The following is a 19,923-nucleotide window of genomic DNA, read 5'->3' as shown; positions in this document are numbered from 1 at the left end:
TCCATTTGCACCTAGTATCTGTGCGCATAACGCTTGAAAATGGCCGCCTATATTTAGACGGTACGCACACACTGATGTGTGTTCTGCTGGTATTGCAGATATTCGAGAGACCAACTTCAAACGCCCCAATTTTAGCCTGTCAATAAAAATGACCATGCAGTGCAAAAAATGCAGTCACCTCAGAGATGCACCTCAAGAATAACATGCTGACTTACTGACATTATATTCATTTGGCGTTGTGCCCATTATCTTGAAAATCCCTCCTCTCAGTGGGTTCGCCGCAAAAAAAGGGTAAACATGGTTCACGTCGAGAAACAGCAGAGTGTATTGCAAAAGCATGAAAATGAAGAACTTGCACTCACCCATTAACATTAATTCTTATCTTGCAACATTTGCAACAATAAATTTTATATCGAGAACCTCATCCAGTTCATGGAAGGAATGTTTGGAAAATTAGGCATCATAACGTTTGAATCCCCTCCCACTATTAAGGTGGTAATCAGTAGTCAATGTGGTTCAGGGAAAAAGAAGTGATGTACTCAAATATAGATACGCTTGGAGATGTACTTGCAACGGCTAGCAAGATTGAAGGAAAGGGTATCTACTTTTCGCATCACAGAGATAGCGCAATTTTTCTGAGTTACACTCAGTTGTGGCACGATGCGAATCAACTCGCCTGCACGTGGCGCAATCTGGGCGTAAAGCCGAAACAGAAAATTGTTTTTCAGCTAGAAGACAACAAAAATTTCGTCACTGCTTTTTGGGCTTCAATCATTGGAGGCTTCATCCCTGTCCCTGTTGCGTATGGCAACACTGATGCCCATTTCAAAAAACTTGATGCCATATTTTCCGTTCTAAAAGAAAGTTGGACAGTCACAGACTCCGTTTCAAAAACGCCTTTTTTGGTTAAAAATCCGCAATCCAAACTCCTTTCTGTCGATATTGGCTTTGACAATATTTTGCCAAAAATCCATACATCCAACATAGCATCAGATGATTTGGCGTTTATTCAGTTCTCTTCCGGTTCTACTGGTCTCCCCAAAGGCGTTATGTTGAGCCACAGAAACATCATTACAAACAACATCGCCACGATTGAAGCGACAGAGACAACGCAAGCTGATACGACGTTCAGTTGGATGCCATTAACACACGACATGGGTCTAATTGGTTTTCACATCAATCCCATGATGGTGGGTTGTGATCAATACATCATGCCAACAGCCAGCTTTATTCGTGACCCTTTAAGTTGGATTCGGAATGTCAGTGACGCTAAAGCGACCGTGCTCTCCTCCCCTAATTTCGGTTACCACTACCTACTAAAGCGGCTTGAAAACAGTAAGAAAAAACCTAACTGGAAACTGAATAATGTCAGGCTGATTTTTAATGGTGCTGAGCCCATCAATGTCGATTTGTGCAATGCATTCTTAGACAAATTGAGTGCTTTTAACCTTAAAAATAACGTGATGTTTCCCGTATACGGACTGGCCGAAGCCACACTGGGGGTAACATTTCCCAAAGCGGGAAAAACCTTGCGAAGTATCACACTCGACAGAGCAACACTTCATATGGGCACAAAAGCTCAAGAAGGCAATAACGGGGCTTCCTTTGTTGCTCTGGGCTCGCCTATCCCTGGCATGGAAATCAGAATCGTAAAAGGGAACGAGGAATGCGGAGAACTCACCGTTGGTGACATTCACATTAAAGGTGATAGCGTTACACGTGGATATTTTAACGCGCCAGAAAAAACGGCCGAGACCATTTCTGAAGATGGCTGGCTGGCAACCGGAGATCTCGGATTTCTAAAAGATGGTGAGCTCTATGTAACGGGTCGAAGCAAAGATCTTATTATCATAAACGGTCAGAATATCTACCCTCATGACCTCGAGCAGTCGCTAGCCATTAGCGAGTTGACACCGTTGGGCTCGGTCGCGGTGGTATCAATCACCCCTTCAGAAGAAACAGCTATGCCAAAGTTGGCTGTCTTCGTTCAGTATCGCGGATCTTTGGAAGCGTTTCTAACGGTAAAAACGCACATTGAGTCAACGCTTTCAGCTGAACATGGCATTTTCCCCGATCTGGTCATTCCGATTAAGTTAATTCCGAAAACCACCAGCGGCAAGCTGCAACGTTTTCAACTAAAACAACGCGCCGAAAAAGGCGAATTCGAACAGATAACCTCAAACATTCAGAATTTAGTCAGTGAGAAACGCAATGATTCTCCGCTAACAGATACAGAAAAACGACTTTCAGATTTGTGGCAAGAAGTACTTCGTTGCGCCTCGGTTAGCAAATCCGACAATTTTTTCGCCAAGGGCGGAAATTCTTTGGATGCAGTGTTTCTGCTTCAGCGAATTTCTCATACATTCGGAATAGAAGTGCCTCAATCAGACCTTCATTCCTATTTAACGCTTGAAACCATGGCGAAAGCCATTGATGACACCGCTTTACAAAAAGACGCCGCGGCTCCCCTCTTCGTACAGGAAACACAAGGCGCGTACGCTTTAACAAAAGCCCAGTTGGCGATGTTTGCCCTATGCCAACGAGACACACATACGGCGTACAACATCACTGCGGCAGTGTCCATTGAGTCTATTGTCAACCGCTCTGTCATAACCGCGAGTGCCGAATCCGTTTTCAGCAATCATCACCAAGTGTTGGGAGCCAAAATTGAGGTTTTAGATGGCCAGCCTCAATGGGTTTGCGGCGTTAAAAACACCCTACACGCGATTGGTCAAGAGATTGAGTTTAGAGAAGATACTCCTCTTGAGGCACAATTAGAAAACGTTGCAAAACCGTTTTCGATATTAGATGAACGCCTTGTACGCCTCTATTTTGGCTACCATCTCGGAAAGACAGTTTTAATCATTGATTGCCATCACCTGCTTTGCGATGGACTCTCACTTCCGAACCTGTTTGATGAATGGGTATCGACGATATGTGGCCAAACCAAACCCAATTCTCAAACCACGAATGCGTTTGTTCACTATGCTCGCTATCAATCAGAAACCAATCCAAACAAACTGAACTATTGGAAAGCCTCCACAAAAGTACGACCAGAAGACCTTGTTTGGCCGCTTCAATCCAAAAGGCCTGCCAAACAAGACTTTCAAGGGTACGCAGCACTCGCGTCGTTCAATAAAGCCGACACCAAAAAATTTGAAAAGCTGGGAGCAAAAAGTGGCACCAGCCTGCAAAACCTGCTGCAGAATATGTTTCAAATCTGGGTGTCAAAACACTGCGGACAAACACAGTTTTCTCTCGGCATCCCCGTTACTCAACGCACGCCTTCATCCATTTTATTGCCGGGCATGTTTGTTGACTCTCTGCTCGTTGACGCTCACGTGGATTACTCGCTGTCTGCTGAAGAAAACTTGAGGGCTCTTGAGCTTCATATTAAGGCGCGACATGACAACCTCATCCCGTTCTCCGAAGTAGTCAGTCTGTCTGAAAGCCCAACATCACAGAGCAGGAACGCGTTGTTTGACGTGATGTTCGTATATCAACCCATTCCAAAACAGTTCATCGACAAAGGGTATGAACATATTCCGCTTCATAATGGAGGGGCAAAAGTCGACGTAACACTTTTTGTTCAGCATCAGGCTGGCAAAGGGCTCCAACTCATGCTGGAAGGCTCTCGCTCACTCTTCTCTCACGACGCATTGTCGGTGATGCTTAATGACTTTGTCGCCACTTTAAATCTTCTGGCGGATCAATCTGGTCGCGAATTAAATGCGGTGCTCTTTGACAGCCTTAATATCGCCCCCGTAAGCGAAAACACACGAGATTATGACAAATCTCAAACCATCAGTTCATTACTCGATGATTGTGCCAATGCCTATCCTGGCACCATCGCCTTGGTCAATGGCGGGAGTTTCTGGACATATGAGGATGTGTATGAAACAAGCCACCAAATCTCAAATTCACTCTCCGCAAAGGGCGTAAAAAAGGGGCAAATCGTTGCTGTCATTGGTTCGCGCTCTGCCCAACTGTTACCGCTACTAACAGGAATAAACAGATTGGGGGCCTGTTATGTGCCCATTGACGACAGTTTACCTTTACGAAGAAAGGAAAAGATCCTCGAGGCAGCCAGCCCTTCGATCGTTGTTACTGATACGCCCCCAAACGAGAATCTCTATGACAACTTGCTTGAGCAGTTCCAACACTGCACGACTTCCGAGCTTGTTGCCGACGTTAGCGCATCAACATCAGCACACGTTGAGTCTCAGGCGATGCCTGATGATTTGGCCTATATCATTTTTACATCTGGCTCGACGGGAGAACCTAAAGGCGTCACGGTGACGAACCAAGGGCTGGCAAACTACCTTCAGTTTGCAAAGAGATATAACAGCGCAATGCCGATGAATATGGCACTGTTCACGAGCATTTCTTTCGACCTTACGGTAACGACTCTTTTTGCGCCACTTTGTACCGCCGGACAATTAGTGCTATCCGCTTCAGATTCGTTATACGACCAACTCGCTGCCGTTCTTTCAGATAGCACGATCAATACGTTAAAGCTTACTCCCGCCCACCTTGATGTGCTCACCACACTCGCGGAGCAAGCAGCGACGCCGACCGAACATCTGACGTGTTTCATTGTTGGGGGTGAGCAACTCAGTACGCCGCTTGCACAGCGTGCTCAAGCCATATTTAAAAACGCAAAAATCATAAATGAATATGGACCAACCGAAACAGTCGTTGGCTGTATAACGCACACTTACCACGCAATAGACAACAGCTATCATGCTGTGCCAATTGGTGAAGCGGCTGACAACGTTTCTATTTACCTGTTAGACAAGGCTGGAAATCAAGTCGAAAACGGAAAGTCGGGTGAGATCTGGATTGGCGGTGATGGTGTTTCGCCAGGTTACTTTAATGACACACAGAAAACTGCTTCAGCATTTATACAGCCCCAATTTACATGCCAAAGAAAACTCTACAGAACTGGCGATATCGCTTACCAAAATTCGCGGAATGAGCTGGTGTATGTCGGTAGAGAAGGAAACCAAGTCCAACTGCGCGGGTATCGAATTGAAACGGAAGAAGTAGAATCGTTACTTTTGCAAACTAAAGACGTTATCACCACCTGTGTGCGCGTTTGCAACTTGGCTGAAACACCACAATTGGTCGCTTTCTACACCGCCGACCAAGATTTAAATAGTCTTCTCACGCCCTTGTATGACGAGTTACCTGATTACATGGTGCCTCAGTGCGCTATCCGTGTTGAGCACATGCCGCTGACTGCCAATGGCAAAATCGACAACAACGCACTAGAGCTTATCGCACAGCAATACAATGAGAGTCACCTGACTTCCATCGACGAAACAGCTTTTGACGAAAAGGAAACTGCGCTAAAACACGCATGGGAGCAGGTACTTAGCCACAATGCTATTTCATTAAACAGTGACTTTTTCCGTGCGGGTGGTGACTCCATCAAAGCACTGCAAATTGTAGCGCACCTGCGCAGTGCCGGGTGGGAGCTGGATACCAGAGAAATACTCGTTAACCCCACTTTTCAGTCCATGGCGGCAAAACTGAAAGTACTGGCGTCAGAGCGACACTACTCGCAAGAAACTCTCAACGGTGATGTCGCACTTACACCAGCGATGCAGTGGTTCTTTAACCAACAATTTGTGAAACCAGAACACTATCACCAATCCGTGTTGTTAGATGTGCCTATCTCTCTTACTCCCGATCTTTTAGAGAAAGCACTCAAGCATATACTCCTCCACCACGATGCGCTCAGATTGCGATTTGATAGGGGTTCAGCGCAGTATCAGCACCCAGAGACGATTGATAAGTTTCACCTCTCTGTTGCTAGTGAATCAGCCCAAAATACACTGGTTACAATTGGCGAAACCGCGAAACGTGACTTTTCGTTTGATGATGATTGGCTATTCAAAGCGGTTTACGTTAAAAGTTCACAACCCAAGCTTTTGCTGATCGCACATCACCTCATTATTGACGGTGTTTCTTGGCGAATCGTGCTTGAAGACTTGTCGCTCGCGGTAAATAGTTTGCTGAACCAAGCAGACATATCCTTGCCGTTGAAGTCCGCGAGCCTGCATGACTACCAAGCACTGCTAGCGGCTTCGCTAAAAGCCACTTCTGAAACTGACAAGCAATATTGGGAAGCCGCGACGGCTTACCCATTAAACATAGAAAATCCGCCCATTAGCGATAAACCCGCTACACAGACCCAAAAACTGACTATTCCGTCCGACACATTAAAAGAGTTGGATGGAGATATTCACGGCGTTTTCAACACACAAAAGCAGGACCTTCTCCTTGCTTCTCTTGCGATGGCGTTGAAGCCACTTACCTCACAGAGACGTTTTAGCATCGAGGTTGAATCACACGGTAGAGAGTTGGAAGGGATTGATTTGTCTCGCTCTGTCGGTTGGTTCACTGCAATCTACCCCGTTCTGTTCAGCACCATTGATGATGCAAATGCCGTTATCCGTGATGCCAAAGAAGGCACAAGAAACGCACCCCACTCCGGCCTAACTTACTTAGCCCGCGAGGTCCAACAACAATCCTCAGGAATTCCTGCTTGCAGGTTTAACTACTTGGGCACGTTAAACATCAGTGCAGAATCTGAAAACGTTTCGTTGAACTTCGCCCCGACGGGTGTTGATAGCGATGAACAAAACGGAACAACGGCACTATTCGAATGTGATTGCTGGATTGAGGACGGCGGCTTGGTATTACAGGTCAAAACTGCCTTTTCTAATCCTTCGCCTCACGGCGAAGCACTTCTAAAACGATGGGCACACGAACTTGATCTGCTAATCACGCACTTAAAACAAGCAAGTGACATCCATTTCACGCCTTCTGATTTTGGCGATGCCGAGTTAAGTCAGGAAGACTTGGACGCATTGTTTTAACGACAAAAGCCAGATCAGTTATACGCGATATCGAACTTCGAGAAAGACAAGGAACAGCAACATGTCAGGAATTGACAAAAGTAACGTCTCAGCCATCCTCCCTCTTTTGCCCTTGCAGGAAGGCTTACTTTTTCATCATATTTCCGAGCCTGACAGCCCTGTTTACTTTGAGCAGCTTAGATTAAATGTGAGTGGCGACATTGACATAGACCGCCTTCAATTTGCGTGGAACCGCGTTGTAGAAAACAACGATGCACTTCGCACCGTTTTTCGTTGGCAAGGGATAGATAAGCCCGTTCAAATTGTGCTAAAAGAACGATCGCTCGATATCGAGCAGATATCGCGCCAACAAGCGAATGACAACACCCTTTCAACGCTGAGAAGTCCTTCACTTTTGGATTTGCAATCTCATCCTATTCGTTTGAGTGTTATCGAAAAAGACGCCAATGTTTTTACCCTTGTCCTGAGCTTTCACCACATTCTTCTTGATGGCTGGAGCAGTGCGCTGATTCTGAAATCCTTGCTGGGCCTCTACAAGAACACAGCGTTAACGTTGGAGAAGACCGCGTCGACCAAAGATATACACGAGGCGTGGAAGAAAGCCGATACCAATAAAGCCCTCAATTGGTGGAAAACGTCAACATCAAATGCCGAAGTGAATCGACCGTTACCAAAACGTACGCTGGAGGTATTGGATGTCAAAAGCCGTGCAGTTTCAGACAATAAAATTGTGCTCCCAATTTCGAGCCCAATACAGGCACGAATAGAGGCCCTCACTGAAAAAGAAGGCGTTACTCCGGCAGCAATATTTCACGCAGTGTTCTCGTTATGCCTGCGCTACTACCAGAATCAAAAAAACCTAACATTTGCAACGACGGTGTCGGGGAGAAATCTCCCCGTGCTCAATATTGCTGATACGGCAGGGTTATTTATCAATACCCTGCCCTTTTGTGCCGAATTGGAAATGACCATGCCATTTTCTGATTGGGTTAAAAAAGTTCAGCTGCAATTGGCGGGCATTAATGAACACAGTACTGTCGCGTTAAAGGACGTTCATACCCTTACTGCAATCCCTCAAAATGCCAGACTGTTTGACAGTTTGTTGGTCGTTGAAAATTACCCTCTCGACACCACAATAGCGGACGGAACAGGGTTCAGTATTCAGTCGGTGGAAACAACAGAAGAAACTGATTTCGACCTTACGCTCGCCATCACCCAGATGAACGGATACGAATGTAATCTGATTACTCAATCTGGCAAATTCGACCCAAGCTTTGGCCACGCCTTTTTAGCACACTTTTCTACCCTGCTTGACAATGCAGTGTCCGAGCCTTCGCGCCAGCTCAAAAGCTTATCTCCCGTTGAAAGACGCACAACTGATTCGACAATAGCGCGCCCTGAATACAACAGCGACTTGGTCACGCAACTCAAACTCGCCGTTGATAATTTTGGAGAGCGCGCAGCCCTGTCAAACCCTGAACAGTCCATCACTTATCAGGAGCTCGATAAATTAAGCAATAAGGTCGCCGCCGGTCTCGCCAGTATGGGAATTCGAAAAGGGGATGTTGTCGGAATCAGCTTACCCAGAGGCACCGAGATGGTGTTGGCGATTTGGGGTGTACTAAAAGCCGGTGCCGCTTACCTGCCTATTCTTCCTGACCTGCCGAAGAAACGTTCTGCTTTCATGATGGAGGACACGGGAGCCAAGCTTTGTATCGTCTCGGGGCAATCACCACTTGCGAGCACTCATTCGGTAGCAGACGTCAACGACCTTCTGGGCACAGAAGGTGACGCACCATCTGTGTGCATTAACAGCAGTGACACCGCTTACATCATCTACAGCTCAGGCTCAACAGGACAGCCTAAAGGCATTCTCACACCGCACGGTGCCGTTGCAGGTTTCGCCGCGTCTCCCACCTACGTAGAGATATCGGAAAATGATCGCGTATTGCAGCTCTCTTCCTACGGTTTTGACGGCTCGGTGTTCGATATTTTCACAACCTTATGCAACGGTGCCGAGCTCGTTCTTTTAGATGATGCGTTACTGTCAGATCTCAATGCGCTGACCGATTACATTTCGGACCAAAATATTTCCATCTTCTTTGTCACTACAGCGTTGTTTAATGCACTGGTTGACACCAATCTCTCTGCCTTAGAGCAAGTAAATCGGATTCTGTTCGGTGGGGAAAAAGTCTCGGTTCCACATGTGAAAAAGGCGTTTAGAAAGCTGGGGCCAAATAAACTTGTTCATGTGTATGGCCCGACAGAGACCACTGTTTTTGCTGCCGCGTATCCTATCCAGTCAACGCAATTGGTCCATGGAACGATCCCAATTGGCTCGGCCATCAATGATTCTACTTTCCATGTCCTTGACGTTGACCAGCTACCCTGTCTTCCGGGTGTACCGGGAGAGCTTTATATCGGTGGCCCAGCACTGGCAAAGGGGTATTTAAATCGTCCCGACTTGACGCAAGAACGTTTCACAAACGTACCCCATACCCAAGACTGGTCATATCGTACAGGCGATGAAGTTGTAGAAACAAAAAATGGCGTGCTCATTTTCAACTCGCGCTTAGACTCCCAAGTGAAGATTCGGGGGCTTCGCATTGAACTCGGCGAAATAGCATCACAACTTATTGATGTCACAGGCGCATCTGATGTCTATGTGGCGGTTCAAGGCAATGATTCAGGCAACGGCTATATCATCGCCTACCTGTGCCAAAACGAGATGCCAAACAAGGAAAAGATCACTGCTGAGCTGGCTGAATTTTTACCCCGATACATGCTGCCTCAACACTATATTCGTCTCGATAGGCTTCCTCTAACTGCGAACAACAAAGTCGATCTTAACGCGCTCCCGACGCCGGAAACAGAAAGGTCTGGTGAACCAGTGCAGCCAAAAACGGAGACCGAAGTTAACCTGCTTGCGATTTGGCAGAAAGTGTTGGTTCAACCCACGCTTTCGGTGACCGATGACGTATTTAATTTTGGTGCAAATTCTATCGCTTTCAGCCGTGTATCGGCTCAAATGCAGAAGCACTTCGGTAAACAACTCGACATAAAAACCTTGTTTTCGAGCACTACCGTTAGAGAGCAGAGCCATTTGCTTGATACGCAACGCAAGGAAAACACGCTGGGGAATATAGAACGCAATGCGTCGCTCAACGCCATCCCCGCCACCTCTATCCAAGCGGGTCTGTATACCCAAGCTCAAATGCAACCTGGCAGCACAGCGTACAACATGCCCATCGCTTTCTCCTTGCTGGGCGAAACAACAACAGAGCAAATCTCTGTTGCTTTCGAACGCGTTTGTCAGCGTCATCCTGTACTCTTCTCTCGCTTCCATTACGATGCTGACCAGTTACACCAAACCGCCAAGGTTACCCCTCTTTCTGCTCGCCAATATGCCGCCGAAATGCCTTTTGAAGATTGTTGGAAAGACTTTGTTCAGCCGTTTGATCTCACTGATGGCAAGCTGGTGAGATTGGGCTTACAAGCATTGGAGAATAAGCATCGAATATTTATTGATATCCACCATATCGTCGCCGATGGTGTGTCCATCCTTGTACTGATCAACCAATTCCTTGATCAATTGGAAGGCAATACTAATGCAGTTGTAGAACCAGAAGTACGCTTTGGCGATTATGCTGTTTGGCAAGCAAGCGACACAAATCAAAGCCGCATCAAACACCAAAAAGACTTCTGGCAAAACACGCTTGTTGATATCCCACCGCGTCTTGACTTGATTACTGACTTCCCGCACCCAGACAAAAGAACATTTAAGGGAGAGCAGTTCACGTTCGATTTTGATGCTGCAGTGTCAGAGGAAATTCGCACCACCTCTAACGCAAAGGTAAGCGTCAACACCCTGTTTTTCACTGCATTTCATCTTGTCTTGGCCAAATACAGCCAACAAGCAGATTTCTGCTCATCCATTCTAAGCACAGGACGAACGCATCACCAAACGCAGGAAATGGTCGGAATGTTCAACAACTTCCTCCCTATTCCTTTCAGCTGTGAGGCCAATCAAAGCGTACAAGAGCTCCTCGAGGGTCAACAAGAACGACTTCTTGAAGCGTTACAAAACCAAGATTTCCCTTATCACGATATGGTGTCCCATTGGTCTCAACCCGAGCCTGGCAGAAATCCCTATTTCGATACCATGTTCGTTTTTCACAACCAACTTTCAACGGCTGAGGCACTGAAGACAAACGCCTTCTTACTTGAGAAGCTCGACACGCCATCACACTTTGCCAAACTTGATCTAAAACTCGACATCTATCCTTCTAGTGCACATGGCTATACCGCCACGATTGAGTTCAGCACAGAGCTATTTAAGCGTGAAACGATTACATCTCTCGCTCAGCAATTTCAGTTTGTTATCAGACAGATTATCTCTGATGCTAACACCCTTGTAAGAGACATCATGCTTGTCGAAGAAAACGAGAAGCAGCAACTCTTAGAAACCTTTAATGACACCTACGTAGATCGACAACTCTCGTTACCGCTAATCGAAAGGTTTGAGCAACGGGTTCTGGAGCAGCCTGGGGCAATTGCAATATCCTCGAAAGATGGCGTCCTTACTTGGTCGGCGTTCAACAGAAAGGTAAATAGACTCGCGCACTATTTGCGAGAGGAGGGCGTTGGGCCAGAGTCAATTGTTGCCGTTCAAGTACCCCGCAGTTTGGACATGATGGTCGCACTTTTCGCCATCACAAAAGCAGGTGGTGCTTGGCTACCGATTCACCTTGATAACCCAGAACAACGCACGCAATACATTCTTGATGACAGTGACGCCATTTTGCATTTGCATTGGGCATCCCCTCTGTCGGCATCCCCTTGTCGTTCCATCGACTTACACACCCTAGATACGTCAGGTTTTAGCGAAACCAACCCAGAAAGGCTTCATTCGCCTGCAAACCTTGCTTACGTTATCTATACATCTGGCTCAACCGGTGAACCCAAGGGTGTGCTCATTGAACATGATGCATTGGTAAATCGCCTCGATTGGATGCAATCTCGCTACCCAATTTCAAATTTCGACACCGTTTTGCAGAAAACACCTTACACGTTTGACGTTTCAGTCTGGGAGCTTGTGTGGTGGTCGTTTACCGGTGCTCGTCTATTCCTCCTCGGACAAGACGAAGAAAAAGATCCCCAGTTGATAAGCAAAGCGATCGACGAACAAGGCATTACGTGTATGCACTTCGTGCCATCGATGTTAAGTGAGTTTCTCTCTACGCGATCAGAGCCTAGCGCAAAGACGCTTCATTCACTCAAGCAAGTATTTACCAGTGGCGAAGCACTCACTTATACCCAGGCGTCCGATTTCCAAAAACGCGTCCATGAACCGACTGGTGCGACGTTGCACAATCTTTATGGTCCAACAGAAGCAACGATTGATGTTTCCTATTTCGATTGCGTCTCTACCGAACTCCCGAATGCTATTCCAATCGGGAAGCCTATCGACAACACCACGCTACTCGTTCTCGATCAGCATCTGCAACTTTGCCCGATAGGTGTCGCTGGTGAGCTCTATATTGGCGGTGACAACCTTGCACGCGGTTACCTCAACAAACCACGCCTTACTGCAGAACGGTTTATTAGTAACCCGTTCGGAGACGGACGTTTATACAAAACCGGAGACAAGGCGCGCTGGAAAGCATGTGGCAACATCGAATATTTGGGTCGACTGGACCATCAGGTGAAAATTCGTGGCCAGCGCATTGAAACGGGGGAAATTGAATCCGTTCTCTCACAAATAACGAATGCGTGTCACGTAGGCACCTATTCAGACGGGAACAACGAACTTCAGCTCGCTGCTTGGTATGTACCGGTGCCCTCTCGCAGCCTTTCAAACCAAGAGTTAAGAAACTATCTGTTGACTCAATTGCCTTCATACATGGTGCCATCGGCTTTTGTACCGTTAGACAACATGCCTTTGACCGGAAACGGAAAGCTCGACCGAAAAGCACTCCCCGTTCCTCAGCTCAGCAGTACCTTCGTGGCCCCCGTCAATCAGACGGAGGCGACGTTGGCAAACATCGTCGAGCACATCCTCAAGCGGGAAAAAGTGGGTCGGGAGGATGATTTCTTTTTAATTGGCGGGCATTCGCTATCTGCCACCCGACTCATGGCAAAAATTCGAGAAGAGTGGGATATCGCCATACCATTGAGCGACATCTTTGCGTACCCAGTTGTCAAGGCACTGGCAACACAGATAGAACAAGCCTCCCCGACTGATGTCGCGGTAATTGCAAAACAGCCAATTGAAGAAAAAAAGGTGCTTTCTTTTGGCCAACAACGTATGTGGTTAGTAGACAAGATCGACCACACAAAAGGACGCTACAACATCCATACCAGACTCCAGCTCAATGGCGTTCTTGATGTTATGGCGTTAGAAAAAGCGATTCAACGCACCTTAGCGCGCCATGATGTACTGCGAACTGTTTATACCGCAAATGATGGCATTGTCGCGCCAGTTATTCACAATAACCTTGGTTTTGAACTCACCATCACGAACCACAGCACGTTAAATAACGAAGCACATCAGGCTGCGCTAAATGCACTATCGGAAGTTGAGAGCACTTACGCCTTTGACTTGGCGACAGAAACACCTCTGAGAGCCCAGCTTGTCAACGTCGCTGATGACAATCACACGCTGCTACTCACCATGCATCACATCGCGTCTGATGGATGGTCTTTGGGTGTGTTGACTAAAGAAATTGGTGCGCACTATCGAGACATCACAAGTGGCCATTCTACCTCTCTAGAACCGCTTGAGATCCAATATTCAGACTATGCAAACTGGCAGCGAGAATTTGAAAACAGTGATGCATTTGCCCGTCAAAAGGACCATTGGCTGACGTCACTCGATGGCTTACCCGAATGTCACGCGCTGACGCTGGATTCGGCGAGACCTGCAGTGCAGACATATCGTGGAGATCGATACACAACGTCACTACCTTCGTCCTTAACTGATGCGGTGTATTCCTACGCAAAGGAATCAGGTTCTACCGCCTTTATGGTACTTCAAACCGTATTCAGCTTACTTATTAGCAAGTACTCAAATGAATCGGACATTGTGATGGGTACACCCATCGCAAACCGCGAACAAACCGGTGTCGAAGAGCTTATCGGTTTTTTCGTCAACACCCTTGTTCTCCGTTCTGATATCGACGCTTCCCGCACTTTTTCTGAGCAGTTGAAAAAGAACAAACAGGTACTTTTAAACGCATACGCCAATCAGCAATACCCATTTGAACAGCTTGTTGATGAACTGTCGCCTTCACGAAGTCTCAGCCATCATCCTTTGTTCCAAATTATGATGGTGATGCAGAATCAGGATATTTCGTTTCCGACTATCGATAATCTTACGATCACCGCTGATGATGTTCCGTCATCCGTGGCGAAGTTCGATCTGCTATTAGACGTAGCAGAAACGGATAACTCATTAAGATTCCATTGGGATTACGCTGCCGATTTATTTACCCAAGATACAATCAAACAAATGGCAACGCACTTTGAACAATTGTTGTTCAGTGTTTTGGAGCAGCCAAATGCACGTCAATCAACATTCAGCCTTTTAACTCAAGAAGAGCAAACACGCTCATCTGATGCTCTGCGAAAAGCCTGCTCGTTGGAGGTAGGAAGCCAAGACGCCATCGTTCAGCGCTTTGAAGACACGGTTCGACGCTTCCCTAAACATATTGCTGTTTCATTCGACAATCAGACAATCAGCTACGAAGCATTGGATGCATCCGCCAGTCAGCTTGCACATCTTTTGGTCGAACAAGGTGTCTCGATAGACAAGAAAGTTGCGTTGATTGCTGAGCCGGGCTTCGACATGATCATTTCTATTCTGGCCATATTGAAATCTGGCGCTGCATACGTCCCGGTAGACCCTCATTCCCCAGAGCAGCGTATTCAGCATATTTTGTCGGACTGCGATGCCTCGCTTGTACTAAAAGCAACTGAACTCGATACACCGACAACATCCGTTCCGACATTGGCGTTGAGGGCGGAAGACACTCATGCAAGATTGCAAAATCTTCCTACGCACTTCCAATCTTGTGTCGCGAAGGACCAGATTGCCTACGTCATTTATACCTCTGGCTCAACCGGCTTACCAAAAGGTGTTCAAGTAACGCACGAGAACGTGATTCGTCTATTTGACAGTACATCAACGGAATTTGACTTCAACGAGCATGACGTTTGGACCCTGTTCCACAGCTTTGCATTTGACTTCTCCGTTTGGGAGATATGGGGCGCGCTTCTAAATGGTGGGAAGCTGGTTATCGTCCCTTCAATGGTGACGCGCTCTCCAAGCGATTTCCGACAAATTCTCAGCTCAGAAAATGTCACGGTTCTCAACCAAACGCCAAGTGCTTTTAATCAGCTCATCGAAGCAGACAAAAAGGTCGAACAACCTCTTTCACTTCGTTTTGTCATTTTTGGTGGTGAAGCCCTGACCTTAGGCGCGCTAAAACCTTGGATTGAAAAATATCCTCTCAAAGATACTGCGCTGATTAACATGTACGGAATTACAGAAACAACCGTGCATGTTACCTATAAATCACTGACTGAAAACGATATTAACCATGCAAAGCAGAGCTTGATTGGCAGTCCAATCAGTGATTTGTATATTTATATTCTTGGTGAAGGTCAGGCGTTGCAGCCTACTGGCGTACCCGGAGAAATGTACGTGGGCGGTGCTGGAATTTCCAGGGGCTACTTAAACAGACCTGAGTTAAATCAGTCTCGATTCATACAAGACCCTTACAGCCCTGATAAAATCTTGTACCGAACAGGAGATCGCGCACGCCAACTTGCAAGTGGTGAATTGGAATATCTAGGTCGATGCGACCAGCAAGTGAAAATTCGTGGATTTCGCATTGAGCTTGGTGAGATTGAACATCAATTGCTTGCCATTGACGGTGTTTCTGAAGCAGTGGTTGTCGCAGAAGAGAACTCCATCAGTGCCTTCGTTGTTTCGTCAGAACCACGAACGCGTTCTGAGTATAAAAATGCGCTTGAACAGCATTTACCTACCTATATGCTGCCAGCGTCTTTTACCGAGCTAGAGAGCATTCCACTCACCATTAATGGGAAGGCCGACAAGAACAAGCTACTTGCGATGAAATCCTCGGTCACCTCAGGCATAAACGTTATCCATGCCGAAACTGAGACCGAGCGAAAACTTGTCGAGATATGGCAGAGCTTGTTAGACGCTAAAGACGTCAGTGTGACTGAGAACTTCTTCGACCTTGGTGCGAACTCTTTACTTATCGTTCAGGCGCATAGTCGCATTGATTCAGACTTCCCAGATATTGTTCGCGTCACCGACCTATTTAGCCATACGTCAATTCGCGCGTTGGGCGACTTCATTGATGGCCAAAACAACAAAGTCACTTTACCCGCGACTACCTTGCCCCACTCAATGTTCCACCGCAGTGCAGGCCGATCGATCACCACACTCAAAGCCAATTATCCAAAAGACGCAGTGGCGGTATTTTCCAATGCCATATCCAATAGCCCAGCGTCTTTATTGGCGGGTCAAGCGAGCATTTTTGCTTACCTTCTGGCGCAATTAAATAAGCAACATAATGTCAATTTCACTTACGCGCTCAATAGTACGCAGTTGGTGCCTTTTTCCGTCGATTTAGCAAATTCGAACTCCATTGGTGACATGGTTGAGGAAACAAACAAGAAACTGGTTGAATTGGCAGCGACACAAGTGGTTTTTGACACGGCACTGCCCGAACCCTCTCAAGCGCACATCTTGCTTAAAGGTGAACACGCTGACGTGTCTTCCGATGTCTTACAAGAGTTTGATTTAGTACTGACACTTCCAGAGGATTCAGATAACACCTCTTTGTCATTGAGCTTCGATGCAGGACGACTACAAAAAGAGCAGTTGAATAACGTCTTAAGTACGTACTTAAAGCTGTTTGTGTACAGCACAAAGCAGTTAGCAGGAGCAGGCAATGTTAAGTAATCGATTTATCGTTGCCGGTGGCCTTTTTAGCTCCCAGTTTGCTACAGGCAGCCTGTCCTTCGCGATAAGCCTGTACCTGCTGGATGCAACACAATCAGCTTTATTGTTCTCTATGGCTGTCGGGGCGTCCTTTGTCCCCTCGGTCGTCATTAGTTTGCTAAGTGGTGTTTGGGTAGACAAGTGGAACAAAAAGCGGGTCGTTTGCCTTTGCGATTTTTGTACTGGCCTTATCGCTCTCGCTTTCGTGTTAACCGTCAACTACGCCGATAACTTAAATACATTGCTGTTCTACATCGTATGCGTTGCGAGTGTGCAGGCGTTACTCACACTCGCATTCAACAGTGCATTGCCCGAGTTGTTCCCTGCCGACGCGTTACCATCAGCTAACGGCCTTGTACAATCCGTCTCAGCTGTCACGCGGATCGTAGCACCCATATCAGGTGCGCTTTTGTATGCAAACATTTCGCTGAATCTCATATTCATAATTTCCGGCGCGATATATTTTGTTTCCGCTGTCGCTCAATTAAACCTCCGCTTTACCGAGAAAGAGAGCGAAAAATCGACGATTAACAAAGATTACATCAGTGCCCAACGCGAAGCGTTCGACTACGTTAAGCAGCAACCCTCTATTCGTTTTTTCCTCGTCTTCGAAATTTTACTCAATGGTCTCTACCTGCCATTGGTGCTGGTCGCCATGCCTTTTATCATTTATCAGATTTTGGGGGTCAGTCCTGTCCAGCTATCACTTGTTGAAGCAGCCATGGCTGTTGGAACCATTATTGGGGCATTGATCGCGAGTAAAAAAGCCGTTCAAAAAACAGCGATACGGTATTTCTGTTTACTGCTCATTCCTCAAGCCCTTCTCATACTTGTATGGCTATTTCCATTTCCCCAGCAAGCGAATGCCATGCTGATTACGAGCTTTTTTGCCGCAACGTTTGTCGTGTTGGCTTGCTTAAACACCGTACAGAACATTCCCGTGCTTTCACAATTTCAACGCACTGTCCCTCAGCACATGCTTGGCCGATTGTTTGGTCTTTTCTTCGCGCTACTTAACCTCGCGGTACCCGCTGGTATTTGGTTGGTGGGCAGCTTGTTAACCGCAGGGAACTGGCATCAGGTCATCGTTTTTAGTGCAGCTCTTATGGTGCTATTGGGCATTTTCGGGAATAGAAACAAAGGCTTTCATGCGTTTGTTAACGACGAAAGCCCCGCGACAAAAGAGTATGCGACAACACCTGAACACTAAAATAAAACTAAGGGAATACTATGAGTAGCCACATTGAAGATGCACCCAAACGTGCACCCTCTGCAATAAAGAATATCGGCCGTTCTATTAGCTGGACGATTGCCCATTCTGCAATCTATTTCGGAATTCTGGTACCGCTAATTATTCTATGGTACCAAGTGATGGGTAAGCACGAAGTATATGGTGAGTGGTTCAACCATAACGGCGTAGTTATGATTGTCGTCAATGACATTATTCAGATCTCTGTCTTTTACTTGTTTATCAAATTCATTAAGAAAGAGAACTTATTTAAGCGATGCAACTTCGTTTCATTTAGCAAGACAACGGCTCTTTATATCATCGCATTAAGCATTTCTGCGGCGATATTTACACATACGCTGTTCGCGCTACCTTATTTAAAAAACAACTTCGGGGGTTATGAATCTGTCATGGCCTTCTTAGTGGATACACCAAGCACATGGTCATTTGTACTATTCCTTATTATTGGATCGTTTTACAAAGAAATATTCTTCCGTGGTTTGCTATTTAATGAAATGCGAAGAGGCTTACACATTGGCATTTGCTACGCGCTGCTGTGCGTAATTTATACCTACTACTTTGAGTTGATGCGTGACATCCCACTCATGATCTATGCAGCAATAGGTACCTGCCTGTTCACCACCCTTTATCTTTGGACACGTTCAATGTATGCAGCCGTGATCATGCAGTTCCTCTCGACCGGTGGAATTTATGTTCTTCGCCACACTGCCATGATCGAGCAGTACAACCACACATACCACAATGCACTGCTACTTATCACATTTGGTGTCATTGCCTTCTCTCTTTACAAGGTTTACTCCCTATCCAAAAGATCTACCGTGCATCAGCACAGTGATTTCAAGAAATACGCAGGAAATTAAAGGAATTTTATTATGAGTATGGATACAACGCTAAATTCACGGCAGTTAGAAAAAGGCGGTAAGACCTCATGGGGAAAAGTTATTGCTTTAACCTTGGGTTACCTTTCTGTATATGTTGGGCTTGGTTATGCACTTATCTATTTGCTATTCACCGTATTGCTAGATGTAAAGCCCTTACAAGATGCTTTCTACAACCTTCCGTTATTAACGGCACTGCTCTATTTCACTATATGCGTCATTCTTTCTGATATTTTCTTCAGAGTACGTGGAAAAAGTTTATATAAGGCCTGTCAATTTAGAAAGTTGGATATGACGACAACGTTTCTAACAATATTCGTGGCCGTTTGTATGTCAATTTTCACCGTCACAGTTGTTAACCTGAGTAGTGTAAAAGCATCACTGCCAGAGCTTGATAACTACATGGCGTGGATAATGGACAAAGAAGCCGCGCCTTTATTTTTGCTGTTCGCACTCGCAATAATTGTTCCTTTCGTTGAAGAAATTGTATTCCGTGGTGCTGTTTACAACGATGTGAAGGATTACAGCAACATTACTGTAGCCATTTTTATCCAAGCCTTGGTTTATGCAGTCATGCAATTCGAATTGGTGGTTGGTATCTACTCGTTCGTTTCCTCGGTGTTTTACATCATGGTCTATATCTGGTTCCGCTCCCTATGGGCTTCCATTCTTATACAAGCTGCCAGCCTTGTTTGTGTGATCAGTTGGCGCCGATTTGGGTTGAAAGACCAACTGATCGCCTGGGGTGATCAGACGATGTATCTGGTCGCAGCAGCCGCATTTACCTTGATGCTTGGTAGCTACTTTCTGCTCTGGAGGCACTACAAGCGCCATTACGCCTAATGATAAGCATTGAAGATTGAAATATTCCCC

At 46.3% G+C, this 19,923-nt stretch carries 5 protein-coding genes; all 5 read left to right on the top strand.

Annotated features, from left to right (window positions below; genetic code table 11):
* Positions 1–533 precede the first annotated feature (533 nt).
* The 5 genes from LRP49_RS04225 (at position 534) to LRP49_RS04205 (ending at position 19,893) form a co-directional block, all read left to right on the top strand.
* Positions 534–6,887: a non-ribosomal peptide synthetase gene (locus LRP49_RS04225; protein ID WP_274140615.1), complete on the top strand. Its 6,354-nt coding sequence runs from the start codon at positions 534–536 to the stop codon at positions 6,885–6,887.
* Positions 6,888–6,948: 61 nt separating this feature from the next.
* Positions 6,949–16,884 carry a non-ribosomal peptide synthetase gene (locus LRP49_RS04220; protein ID WP_274140454.1) on the top strand — a complete coding sequence of 3,312 codons (9,936 nt, stop codon included), beginning with the start codon at positions 6,949–6,951 and terminating at the stop codon, positions 16,882–16,884.
* Positions 16,874–18,133 (top strand): MFS transporter, encoded by a 1,260-nt coding sequence (locus LRP49_RS04215; RefSeq protein WP_274140453.1) that lies wholly within the window; start codon positions 16,874–16,876, stop codon positions 18,131–18,133. The genes LRP49_RS04220 and LRP49_RS04215 overlap by 11 nt, the downstream gene beginning before the upstream one ends.
* 20 nt (positions 18,134–18,153) lie before the next feature.
* Positions 18,154–19,032, top strand: a complete 879-nt coding sequence (locus LRP49_RS04210; RefSeq protein ID WP_274140452.1) for a CPBP family intramembrane glutamic endopeptidase — start codon at positions 18,154–18,156, stop codon at positions 19,030–19,032.
* Between the two features lie 12 nt (positions 19,033–19,044).
* Positions 19,045–19,893, top strand: coding sequence for a CPBP family intramembrane glutamic endopeptidase (locus tag LRP49_RS04205; RefSeq protein ID WP_274140451.1), 849 nt, complete (start codon positions 19,045–19,047; stop codon positions 19,891–19,893).
* Positions 19,894–19,923: the final 30 nt, after the last annotated feature.

The sequence above is a fragment of the Enterovibrio qingdaonensis genome, from assembly GCF_028683135.1.
Classification (GTDB): Bacteria; Pseudomonadota; Gammaproteobacteria; order Enterobacterales; family Vibrionaceae; genus Enterovibrio; species Enterovibrio qingdaonensis.
This window is presented reverse-complemented; position numbering and strand designations above follow the sequence as displayed.